Genomic DNA, 11,722 nt, shown 5'->3' with positions numbered 1-11,722 from the left:
AAAGAAGCCATGGCGAACGATTCGATGGAGAAGATCAACGGCCTCAGGGAGCGTGTGTTGGCGCTCCGGGGGCATCTTTGACCTCGACCGCAAGCGGTCCCGCATCGCGCTGATTGAACGCGACTCCACGCTGCCCACCTTCTGGGACGACAACACCAAGGCGCAGGCGCTCTTGAAGGAGAAGTCCACGCTGGAGGCCAGCGTCGGCGCCTACGACAAGGTGATGCGCGGCCTGGATGACGCGCAGGTGCTCTTCGAGCTGGCCGCCGAGGCCAACGACGAGGCCACCACCCAGGAGGCGGAAGGCTCCCTCACCGGGCTGGAGGGCGATGTCGCCAAGCTGGAGCTGGCGCGCATGCTGTCCGGCGAGCAGGACCGCAGCAGCTGCTTCATGGACATCAACGCCGGCGCCGGTGGCACGGACTCCATGGACTGGGCGGCCATGCTCCTGCGCATGTACACCCGCTACTGCGAGAACAAGGGCTGGAAGGTCGAAATCAACGACGAGGTGCCGGGGGAAGAGGCGGGCTTCAAGAACGTCTCCCTGCGCATCGAAGGCGACTTCGCCTACGGTTACCTGAAGGCGGAGGTGGGCGTGCACCGGCTGGTGCGGATTTCGCCCTTCGACGCCAACGCGCGCCGGCAGACGGCCTTCGCGTCCGTGGACGTCTATCCGGAGGTGGATGACACCATCCAGATCGACATCCCGGAGAAGGACATCGACTTGAAGTTCATCCGCGGCGGCGGCGCGGGCGGCCAGAAGGTGAACAAGACGTCGTCCACCGCGCAGCTGCGCCACCTGCCCACCGGCATCATCATCACCTGCCAGACGGAGCGCTCGCAGTCGGCCAACAAGGACATGGCCTTCAAGATTCTGCGGGGTCGCCTGTACGAACTGGAGATGAAGAAGCGTGAGGCCGCGCGCGACGCCGCCGAGGCGCAGAAGAAGGACATCTCCTTCGGCTCGCAGATCCGCTCCTACGTCATGGCGCCGTACCGCATGGTCAAGGACCTGCGCACCGGCATCGAGACGGGCAATGTGGACGCCGTGCTGGATGGGGACCTGGAGGAGTTCGTCACCGCCCAGCTGCTGGGCGTGAAGAACCCCAACCGCAGCGCGGGCGCGGACTAGGCACCGCGCCTCTCCGTTTCCTCGCCTTCGCCCGGAACCTTTTCCGCGGCCCTGCTGTCGGAGGGCCGCGGGGCAGGGGACCAAGGTAGGCTGAGGGACGGTGGCACCTCCTGCGGAGGGGCTGTCGCGGGAGGACACGGGTGTCATCGGGCGGCGTGCTCGAAATCGGACAGGAAGAGGCCGCCGCGGACGCGTCCGAGTCGCGCCGCCAGGACGCGGCGCTGCTGGCCCGCCTGCGCCGGGGTGAGCCGGACGCCTTCGAGCTGCTGGTGCGCACCCACCAGGACCGGCTCTACGACTTCTGCGTCCGCATGGTGGGAGATCGTGAGGAAGCTCACGACCTGGTGCAGGAAATCTTCGTCAGCGTGCACCAGAACGTCCGCCGCTTCCGCGAGGACTCGAAGCTGTCCACCTGGCTGTTCCGCATCACCCGCAACCACTGCATCAACCGGCTCAAGTACCTGAAGCGCCGGGGCCGGGGCCGCTCCGAAGTGTTCGACGAGGCCGCGGCCCTGCTCTCCGAAGGCGGGGGCACCGCGCCCGGCCCGGATGCGGCCCTGGAATCCGCGCGTGAGCGCGCCCGGGTGCAGTGGGCCATCTCCCAACTGGAGCCGGACGCGCGCATGCTGGTGGCGCTGCGCGACATCGAAGGCCTCAGCTACGACGAAATCATCGACATCACCGAGCTTCCGGAGGGCACGGTGAAGAGCCGGCTCCACCGGGCCCGGGAAAAGCTGGCGGACCTCCTGGGGCGGCTTGAGCCATGAACGGCATTCATCGCAGACTGCGGGACGTGGAACCGCGGATGAACCATCGCGAGGCGAGGGCCCTGTTCCTCGCGCTCGCCGACGACGAGCTTCCCGCCCCCAAGGCGCAGGAGGTTCGCACCCACCTGGACGGCTGCGACGACTGCCGCCAGGGCTGGCAGCGCTATTCCAGCACGGTGCAGCGGCTCCAGCGCGTGGAGCGTGAGAAGGCCCCACCCGCGCTCGCCTCCCTGGTGATGAACCGGGTGCGCCGCAAGCGCCGCTTCGGTCTGCGGGGCCTCCACACCCTGCACATGAACCACCGGCTCCCGGTGGAGGTCCTCATCCCGCTGCTGCTGGCGGCCGCCGTGGCCGCCTTCCTCGTGATGGTCGCTCCCTGAGCGGCCATCCGCTGTGTTGCGTTGCTTCCCGGGGGAGGCTTGGCTACGGTGCCGCGCCTTTGGGAAAGCGCGTCATGGCCGAGACCGAAAACAAGAGCGAGAAGAGTGCGGGCGAGGGCGACCTCGGGACGAAGGAACAGGAAATCTACGACCAGCGGCTGGAGAAAGCCGCGAAGTGGCGCGAGGCCGGCTTCAATCCGTACGGCAACGGCTACCGTCCCCAGCACCAGGCCGCCGAAATCCACGAGAAGCACGCCGCTCAGTCCGCCGAGGAAATCGAGCAGGCCGCGCCTCCGCCCTATGACGTCGCCGGCCGCGTCGTGGCCATGCGCTCCTTCGGCAAGGCCGCCTTCATCAAGCTGCGCGACCGCTCGGGCGAAATCCAGGTCCACATGAAGAAGGACGCCTTGGGGGACTCCTATGAGACCTTCAAGCTCTGTGACTTGGGCGACTTCCTGGCCGCCACCGGTCCGGTGTTCCGTTCGAAGACGGGTGAGCTCACGCTCTCCGCCACGAAGTTCACCCCGCTCACCAAGTCCCTGCGCCCCCTGCCGGAGAAGTGGCACGGCCTGACGGACGTGGAGGTCCGCTACCGTCAGCGGTACCTGGACCTCGTGTCCAACCCGGACGTGAAGCAGACCTTCCTCCGGCGCAACAAGCTCATCCGCTTCATCCGAAACTTCCTCGACACGCGTGACTTCGTCGAGGTCGAAACGCCGATGATGCACCCGCTCGTGTCCGGCGCGGCGGCGCGGCCCTTCACCACGCACCACAACGCGCTCGACATCGACCTGTACATGCGCATCGCCCCGGAGCTGTATCTCAAGCGCCTGGTGGTGGGCGGCCTGGAGCGCGTCTACGAGGTCAACCGCAACTTCCGCAACGAAGGCATCAGCACCCGGCACAACCCCGAGTTCACGATGCTGGAGTTCTATCAGGCGTACGCCACGTACGAGGACCTGATGGACCTCTCCGAGGAGATGATTTCGGAGGCCGCCAAGGCCGTCACCGGCGACACGAAGGTGAAGTACGGCGACCACGTGCTCGACTTCGGCAAGGGTTGGAAGCGCATCTCCATGACGGAGGCCATCCGCGAGGTGGTGAGCGGCCTGTCCGACAAGGACATGGCGGACGCGGACCGGCTGCGCCACGAGCTGCTCAAGACGAGCCACTCGGAGGCCGAGCGGCGGGCCATCGACACCATGAATCACGGTGAGCTGGTGGGCGCGCTCTTCGAGCACCACGTCGAGCACACGCTCATCCATCCCACCTTCATCACCCATTTCCCCACCGCCGTCTCGCCACTGGCCCGGCGTAATGACCAGAACCCGGACGTGACGGACCGCTTCGAGCTGTACGTTGCGGGCCGCGAAATCGCGAACGCCTTCTCCGAGCTGAACGACCCGTTGGACCAGAAGGGTCGCTTCAAGGCTCAGCTGGACGCGAAGCAGCGGGGCCAGCAGGAGACCATGGACTACGACGAGGACTACATCCGGGCCCTCGAGCACGGCATGCCGCCCACCGCCGGTGAAGGCATCGGGATTGATCGGCTCGCCATGCTGTTCACGGATTCGCAGAGCATCCGGGACGTCATCCTGTTTCCCCTCCTCAAGCCACTGGCGAAGTAGCCAGGAGGCCGCGTGCACTCCGCCGAACGGCAGACCGTCCATCGCTGGACCTTCATCTGGATTGGGGCGCTGGTCGCCCTGGTGGGCTTCAGCCTGCTCGGGGTGGCGCTCACGTCCTCTCAAGCCTGGCTGGAGACCAGCTCCTCCCTAGGGCTGTCCCTGCTGGGGTGGGGCGGGCTGGTCCAGGCCCTCAACGCGCTGCTGCTCGTGTCCGAGCAGCCCGTCGCGCCGGTGCCCAACACGGGCCTCCTCGTCGCGGGCTCCGTCGTCTGGCTCGCGGGGTGGGCGCTCATCGCCGCCGGCATCCGCCGCGCGCCGGAGCCCACCGAAGGGCCCAGCCCGGCCGCGGGCGCCACGCTGTACCCGCGCCTGGCGCGCTACCGGGACTTCTACTGGAGCACCCTGGGCGCCTACGGCGGCGGCATGCTGCTGGCGGAGGTGGTCCTCATCCTCCTGCAGACGGTGCTGTCCAGCGGCGTGTCCGCCACGGAGCTGGGCTCGGCGGGGAAGGGCGCCAGCGGCGGTTTGTCGCTGCCGCCCACCGGGGCCTTCGCCATCGCGCTGCTCGCGGGTGGCATGGTGGCCTTCATCTCCGGCTTCATCGGCGCGTCGCGCGCGCAGCGGCTGTCGCTGCCCGAGGCCACCATCGGCGTGCTGTACCTGGGCCTGCCCATCCCCATCGTCCTCACGTTGATGGAGCGGCTGCCCGGGCTGCAGCTCGCGCTGGGCTACCGGCTGCGCGAGGTGACGTACGTCGCGGGGCTGATTGGCCGCCCGGAGCTGGGGTATTGGCTCGTCTTCACCTTCCTGGTGCTGGCGCTGGTGCTGGGCATCAACACCGGCTTCATCGCCGCCGGCAGCGGCCGGGTGGACCTGAAGCTGGGGTTCGAGCTCTTCGTCGCGCGCCGGCACGTGGCGGTGTTCCGGCCGTCGCTGCTGCTGGGGACGCTGGCGGTGCTGATGCTCGGCATCATCCCCCCGCTGCTCATCTACTTCATCATCCGCTCGGCAGAAGCGGCCGTGGAGCGCACCCGCATCCGCGAACTGGGCCTGAAGGACCCGCTGGCGGCCGCCTCCGACCTCAACCGCCTCAAGCTTCGGGAGCAGTCGCCCACCATGATGATGACCGCCCTGTCCGTGGGCGGCGTGGGCGTGGGCGTGATGGCGCTCATCATCGTGTTGTCGGTGATGAGCGGCTTCGAGGCCGACCTGCAGCAGAAGATCCTGGGCACCAACGCGCACGCGGTGGTGTCCAAGTACGCGGGCGACCTGCCCGAGTACGCCAAGGTCATGGAGTCCGTCCGCAAGGTGCCCGGCGTCGTGGGGCAGACGCCCTTCATCATCAACCAGGTGATGATTGCGTCCGAGGGTAACGTGGACGGCGTCATCATCAAGGGCATCGACCCGGGCACGGTGGGCGAGGTGACGGACCTGCCCAAGAACATCCTCGGTGGCGGCTCGCTCGACATCCTCTATACGCCGGAGAAGATCGTCCACCGCGGCCTGCCGGACGAGGAGCCCGCGGAGGAGAGCGGGGTCGAGGAGGACGACATCATCCGCCGCTCCGGGACGCCCAAGAAGGCGCCAGTGCTGCCGGGCATCGTCATTGGCCGTGAGCTGGCGGCCTCGCTGCGCGTGGTGGTGGGAGACCGGGTGAACGTCGTGTCCCCGCTGGGTACCGAGCTGAGCCCCTCCGGCCCGATTCCGAAGAGCCGGGCCTTCCGTGTGGCGGCCATCTTCTACTCGGGCATGTACGAGTACGACTCCAAGTTCGTCTACATCCTGCTCAAGGAGGCCCAGGACTTCTTCGGCGTGAAGGGGGCCACGGGCATCGAACTGAAGGTGGCGGACATCGATGATGCGCGGCGCATCGCCTCGCAGGTGGTGAAGGTGCTGGGCGGCTATCCCTACCGGGCACGCGACTGGGGAGAGATGAACAAGAACCTCTTCTCCGCGCTGCGCCTGGAGAAGCTGGTGATGGGCATCATCCTCTCCATCATCATCATCGTGGCCGCGGGCCTCATCGTCGCCACCGTCATCATGCTGGTGCTGGAGAAGCGGAAGGAGATTTCCGTCCTCAAGGCACTGGGCGTCCCCGATGGCGGCATCGTGAAGATATTCCTCGCGGAGGGCCTGCAGATTGGCGTCGCGGGCGGCTTCCTCGGTCTGATTTCCGGCCTGTCCTGGTGCGTCTTCATCGAGAAGGTCGGCATCAAGCTGGACCCGGACGTCTATTACATCCCGGCGGTGCCGGTGCGCGTCGAGCCGGTGCAGACCGTGCTGGCCGTCGTCATCGCGGTGCTCGTCACCTACCTCGCCTCCATCTACCCGGCCCTCAAGGCCAGCAGTGTGGAGCCGGTGGAAGGCCTCAAGGCGGAGTAGCCATGGCGCTCTTGTCCATCCGCAACGTCTTCAAGAGCTACTTCCTGCACGGCAAGCGCATCGACATCCTTCGAGGCGTGTCGCTGGACATCCAGCGGGGAGAGCTCGTCTCGCTGGTGGGCGCGTCCGGGGCGGGGAAGAGCACCTTCCTGCACGTCCTGGGCACCCTGGATGCCCCGGCCGCCGGCGAGGTGATGTTCGAGGACCGCGCGGTGTTCTCCATGAACGACGCGGAGATCGCCGAGTTCCGGAACCAGACCATCGGCTTCGTCTTCCAGAGCCACTTCCTCTTGCCGGAGTTCACCGCCCTGGAGAACGTCGCCATGCCCGCCCTCATCCGGCGACAGGACCGCACCGCCGCCTACGCCTATGCCCGTGAACTGCTGGAGCGGGTGGGACTGGGACACCGCGTGGACCACCGTCCAGGGGAACTGTCGGGTGGTGAGGCCCAGCGCGTGGCCCTGGCGCGCGCCCTGGTGCTCAAGCCCGCGGTGTTGCTGGCGGACGAGCCCACCGGCAACCTCGACCCGGCGACGGGCGAGGGCATCCACCAGCTCCTTCGGGAGGTCAACCGCGAGCAAGGCATCACCGCCGTGGTCGTCACCCACAACGAGACGCTTGCCCGCTCCATGCCCCGCCGCCTCCGGTTGGCCGGGGGCGAGGTGTCGGAGGCGTGATGTCCTGGCAATTTTGCATTGAGGCCCTGATGGGCCTTCCCGTAGATTGCCCCGCCTTTTCCTGGCCGGTCTCCCCTTGAGGCACCCCGTTCTGTCGCGCAAGTCACTGCTCCCGCTGCTGGCGGTCGCCATGTGGTCCCTCGTGCCCGGCTCCGTGCTGGCGCAAGAGGATGAGGGCGCCGCCGCGCCTTCTGCCGTGCCCGAGGTGACCGCTCCCGCTGCTCCTGCCGACGTGGCCTCCGAGCCCGCGCTCCCCGATGACGCCCCGGTGTCGCCGGAGGATGCCCGCCGGGTGGTGGAGGTCCGCGTCGAAGGCAACCGGCGCGTCGAGGCCGAAGCCATCCGCCGCGCCCTCCGGACCCGTGTGGGCGACGAACTGAGCCCCACGCGCACCGCCCAGGACCTCCGGGCGGTGTGGGCGCTGGGCTACTTCCAGGACGTGGAGCTGCTCGTCCAGCGGCTGGCCCGCGGCGTCGCCTACGTGGTGCGCGTGGAGGAGCGCCCCACCGTCCGGCTCGTTCAGCTCGTAGGCAACGAGGAGCTGAGCAAGGACGACCTGAAGGAGGAGATTGACGTCAAGCCCTCCACCATCCTGGACATGGAGCTGGTGCGCTCCAGCGTGCAGAAGATCCAGGCGAAGTACGTGGAGAAGGGCTACTTCCTCGCCGAGGTCAGCCACCAGCTCAAGCCCGTCGAGGGCGGCGCCAACGTGGATGTGGTGTTCAACATCAACGAGCGCGCCAAGGTGATGGTGAAGCAGATCACCATCCTCGGGGCGGAGAAGCTGTCCGCCGCGGAGCTGAAGGAGACGATGATCACCCGCGAGGGCGGGTTCCTCTCCTTCTTCACCGGTGAGGGCACCTACCGCGAGGAGGCCTTCCAGCGCGACCTTGCCGTCATCCAGATCGCCTACTACGACAAGGGCTTCATCAACGTCCGGGTGGACAAGCCCACCGTCCAGCTCTCCGCCGACAAGCGCTTCATCTTCATCACCCTCCGCGTGACGGAGGGCGAGCCGTACGACATCGGGAAGATCGACTTCTCCGGGGACCTGCTCGACGACGTCACCAAGGAACAGATGGCGTCGATGATGAAGTCCGCCACCGGCGAGCGCTTCAACCGCTCGCAGCTGTCGCAGGACATCCTCTCCGTCTCGGACGTCTACTACGACCGCGGCTACGCCTACGCGAACATCAACCCCATCACCAGCGTCAACGCGGACAGCCGCACGGTGGACCTGACCTTCGACGTGCAGAAGGGGCCCCAGGTCACCATCGAGCGCATCGACGTGGTGGGCAACAGCAAGACGCGTGACAAGGTCATCCGCCGCGAGCTGCGCGTCTACGAAGGGGAGCTCTACAGCGGCACCGGCGTGCGCCGCAGCCGCGAGCGCGTCACCGCGCTGGGCTTCTTCGAGACAGTGGAAATCACCCAGCGCCCCGGCTCGGCGGACGACACCATCGTCCTCCAGGTGGAGGTGAAGGAGAAGGCGACTGGTACGTTCCAGGTCGGCCTGGGCTTCTCCAACGTGGAGAACTTCATCTTCACGGCGCAGATCGCCCAGAACAACTTCCTGGGCTGGGGCCAGAGCGTCTCCGCGTCCGCGCAAATCTCCGGTCTGCGCTCCCTGGTGCAGCTGTCCTTCTACGACCCGTACTTCCTGGACACGCGCTACCTGCTGTCGGCGGAGTTCTTCCGCATCCAGGCGGACTACGAAGGCTTCATCCGCAATTCGACCGGTGGCACGGTGTCCATCGGCTACCAGTTCATCGACGACCTGCTGGGCACCATTGGTTACTCGCGTGAGTGGGTCAACGTGGAGGCCGGGCAGAACCTGGGCGCGGTGCTGCTGGCCAACCAGTTCCTGTCCGGAACGACCAGCGCGGCCCGTCTGTCGCTGTCGTTCGACCGGCGCGACAACCGCCTGTTCCCGTCGCGTGGCTTCATCCACTACGGCTCGGTGGAGCTCGCCCCGGACTTCCTGGGCGGTACGTTCCTCTACAACCGGTACACGGCCTACTCGCGGCTGTACTTCCCCATGCCGCTGGGCTTCGTCTTCAAGACGAACGCCACCATTGGCTACATCCAGCAACTGGACCAGAACAAGCCGCTGCCCATCTCGGAGCTCTACTACGTGGGCGGCATCAACAGCGTCCGCGGGTACTTCCTGCGCAGCATCAGCCCGTCCGTGAAGGTTCCTCGCTCCGGCAGTCCGGACGCGACCATCACGGATTTCCGGGTGGGCGGTAACAAGCAGCTCATCTTCAACTTCGAGCTGGAGTTTCCCATCTTCGAGAAGGCCGGCCTGCGCGGCGTCGTCTTCTACGACGCGGGTAACGCCTTCGCGGCGAATGAGCGCTTCTTCGAGGACCGTCAGGACCGGCTGCCGGCCGGCCTCTTCCATGCCGCCGGCTTTGGATTCCGCTGGTTCTCGCCCATTGGCCCCCTGCGCTTCGAGTGGGGCATCCCGCTCACCAAGCGGCCGGAGGACGACAACATCCTGTTCGAGTTCACTATCGGCAACTTCTTCTGATAAGCCCTTGGCCCGTCGTCCGGCGTCCGCGCCCACGGGCGGAGGGAATTGAAGATGCCCGATAGGCGTACGTCGGAGCTTGTACCCTTCCTGAGGAGTTGCTGAACATGTCGCTTCGCACCACCATCGCGGCCACGGCCGCCGCTCTGTCGCTCGCCCTCCCGGTGGCCGCCTCGGCCGCCGAGCTGAAGGTCGCCTACGTGGACCTCCAGAAAGTCATGCTGGAGGTGGATGACGGAAAGGCCGCCAAGGCCCGTCTCCAGAAGTGGCTCGACGACCGCCAGAAGGAAATCGACAAGGAGCAGAACGCGCTCCGCGCCGAGAAGGAGACGCTCGACAAGCAGGCCAGCGCCATGAGCGCGGAGAGCAAGGCCCAGAAGGAGGCCGAGCTCCAGCGCAAGGTGATGCTGCTCGCCCAGAAGTGGGAGAAGAGCCGCGCCGAGGCCGCCAACAAGGAGCAGCAGGAGATGAAGCCGATCATCGACAAGATCGACTCCATCATCAACACCATCGCCGAGCGCGATGACCTGGGCTTCGTCCTCGAGCGCCGCGACTCCGGCATCGTCTACGCCCGCTCGCAGCACGACATCTCCAACGAAGTCATCCGGGCGTACAACAGCTCGAAGAAGACGGCGGCGAAGGACGCCCCGACGAAGAAGTAGCCGTCACTCCCAACTCGTGCCGACCGCTCCCATGCCCCGCCAGCTCGGGGATCTCGCCGCCCACGTGGGTGGAGAGCTCCTCGGTGACCCCTCACAGCTCATTCACGGACTCAACGGGCTTGAAGAAGCCGGCCCGGGAGACGTGTCTTTCTACGGAAACCCGCGCTACCGGCGCCAGTTCGAGGCCACCCGTGCCTCGGCGGTGCTGGTGGGCGCCGACGTGCCCCCCGCGAGGGCGTGGCGCTCGTCCGGGTGGCCAACCCACATCTGGCGTACGCGAAGCTGCTGCGCCTGTTCCACGCGCCCGAGCGTCCCGCCGCGGGCGTGAGGCCCGGCGCCTGGGTCCATCCCGAGGCCACCGTCCATCCGGAGGCCGTGGTGCTGCCCGGCGCGTCGGTGGACCGGGGCGGACGGGTGGGCGCGCGCACGGTGCTGTACCCGGGCGCCTACGTGGGTGAACAGGCCGAGGTGGGGGAGGACTGCGTCCTGTATCCCAACGTCACGGTGCGCGAGCGCTGCATCGTGGGCGCGCGCGTCATCCTCCACGCCTCCAGCGTGGTGGGCGCGGACGGCTTCGGCTTCGCCTTCAACCCGGAAGGCGAGGCGGGGCCGGAGCACTTCAAGATTCCCCAGGTCGGCATCGTCCGCATCGAGGACGACGTCGAGGTGGGGGCGTGCACCTGCATCGACCGCGCGACGGTGGGCGAGACCGTGGTGGGGCGCGGCGCGAAGCTCGACAACCTGGTGCAGATTGCCCACAACGTGCGAGTGGGTCCGCTGTCCCTCATCTGCGCTCAGGCCGGTGTGTCTGGCTCGGCGGAGGTTGGGACGGGCGTGGTGCTCGCGGGGCAGGTGGGCGTGGTGGGGCACATCCGCGTCGGTGACCTGGCCAAGGTGGGCGCGCAGTCCGGCGTCGCGCACGACGTGCCAGACGGCCAGGTGGTGAGCGGTAGCCCCGCCGTTCCCCACAGAGAGTGGCTGCGGGCAAGCGCCGCGGCGGGCCAGATGGCGGACCTGCTCAAGGAAGTGCGCGCCCTGCGGCGCCGGGTGGAGACGCTGGAGAAGGAAAAGGGGCCGTGATGGACATCGGAGAGATTCTCAATCTGCTGCCGCATCGGTACCCGTTCCTGCTGGTGGACCGGGTGGTGGAGATTGTCCCGGGCCAGAAGCTGACGGCTTACAAGAACGTCACCATCAACGAGCCCTTCTTCAATGGCCACTTCCCCGGTCACCCGGTGATGCCGGGTGTGCTCATCCTGGAGGCGCTGGCGCAGGCGACGGCCATCCTCGCCTACAAGAGCGAGAACATGGATCCGTCGCGCAAGCTCACGTACCTGATGGGCGTGGACGGCGCGCGCTTCCGGAAGCCGGTGTTGCCGGGGGATCGACTCCAGTTGGAGATCGAGGTGGTGCGTCACAAGGGCGCTGTCTGGAAGACGAAGGGCCTGGCGACGGTCGACGGCGCGCGTGTCGCCGAAGGCGAGTTCCTGGCAACCGTCGTGGACAAGGACGCCGACGCGGCTGAGAGCGCGGCATCCTGATTCGCGCCCCGCGAGCACGA

The 11,722-nt window shown here is 67.2% G+C and carries 9 protein-coding genes and 1 pseudogene; all 10 read left to right on the top strand.

Annotated features, from left to right (window positions below):
• Window positions 1–9 precede the first annotated feature (9 nt).
• A protein-coding gene (gene prfB / locus QEG98_RS25225) for a peptide chain release factor 2 (RefSeq protein ID WP_228558019.1) occupies window positions 10–1,132 on the top strand; the annotation gives its coding sequence in 2 pieces (ribosomal slippage) (window positions 10–78 and window positions 80–1,132; 1,122 coding nt in all).
• Window positions 1,133–1,272: 140 nt separating this feature from the next.
• Window positions 1,273–1,899, top strand: coding sequence for an RNA polymerase sigma factor (locus tag QEG98_RS25220; RefSeq protein ID WP_090495493.1), 627 nt, complete (start codon window positions 1,273–1,275; stop codon window positions 1,897–1,899).
• 38 nt (window positions 1,900–1,937) lie between these two features.
• Complete coding sequence (locus QEG98_RS25215; RefSeq protein WP_090495551.1) at window positions 1,938–2,279, top strand: anti-sigma factor family protein; 342 nt, start codon at window positions 1,938–1,940, stop codon at window positions 2,277–2,279.
• A 74-nt stretch (window positions 2,280–2,353) separates the two neighbouring features.
• Complete coding sequence (lysS, locus tag QEG98_RS25210; RefSeq protein ID WP_316563116.1) at window positions 2,354–3,907, top strand: lysine--tRNA ligase; 1,554 nt, start codon at window positions 2,354–2,356, stop codon at window positions 3,905–3,907.
• 12 nt (window positions 3,908–3,919) lie between these two features.
• Window positions 3,920–6,289 (top strand): ABC transporter permease, encoded by a 2,370-nt coding sequence (locus QEG98_RS25205; protein WP_316563115.1) that lies wholly within the window; start codon window positions 3,920–3,922, stop codon window positions 6,287–6,289.
• Between the two features lie 2 nt (window positions 6,290–6,291).
• Entirely contained in the window at window positions 6,292–6,966 is a 675-nt protein-coding gene (locus QEG98_RS25200) for an ABC transporter ATP-binding protein (RefSeq protein WP_316563114.1), read from the top strand.
• 130 nt (window positions 6,967–7,096) lie between these two features.
• Window positions 7,097–9,499: an outer membrane protein assembly factor BamA gene (bamA, locus tag QEG98_RS25195; protein WP_316567960.1), complete on the top strand. Its 2,403-nt coding sequence runs from the start codon at window positions 7,097–7,099 to the stop codon at window positions 9,497–9,499.
• Window positions 9,500–9,606: 107 nt separating this feature from the next.
• The gene (locus tag QEG98_RS25190; RefSeq protein WP_141590916.1) at window positions 9,607–10,161 is read left to right on the top strand and encodes an OmpH family outer membrane protein; all 555 of its coding nucleotides are present in this window, start codon (window positions 9,607–9,609) and stop codon (window positions 10,159–10,161) included.
• Between the two features lie 31 nt (window positions 10,162–10,192).
• A pseudogene (lpxD, locus tag QEG98_RS25185) lies at window positions 10,193–11,241 on the top strand (UDP-3-O-(3-hydroxymyristoyl)glucosamine N-acyltransferase).
• Window positions 11,241–11,702, top strand: a complete 462-nt coding sequence (fabZ, locus tag QEG98_RS25180; RefSeq protein ID WP_141619106.1) for a 3-hydroxyacyl-ACP dehydratase FabZ — start codon at window positions 11,241–11,243, stop codon at window positions 11,700–11,702. Before lpxD ends, fabZ begins: the two are co-directional and overlap by 1 nt.
• The last annotated feature ends 20 nt before the right edge of the window (window positions 11,703–11,722 follow it).

It is taken from the genome of Myxococcus sp. MxC21-1, assembly GCF_032612255.1.
Taxonomy (GTDB): domain Bacteria; phylum Myxococcota; class Myxococcia; order Myxococcales; family Myxococcaceae; genus Myxococcus; species Myxococcus virescens.
The sequence above is the reverse complement of the archived record's forward strand: the minus strand, read 5'-3'. Positions and strand labels throughout refer to the sequence as shown.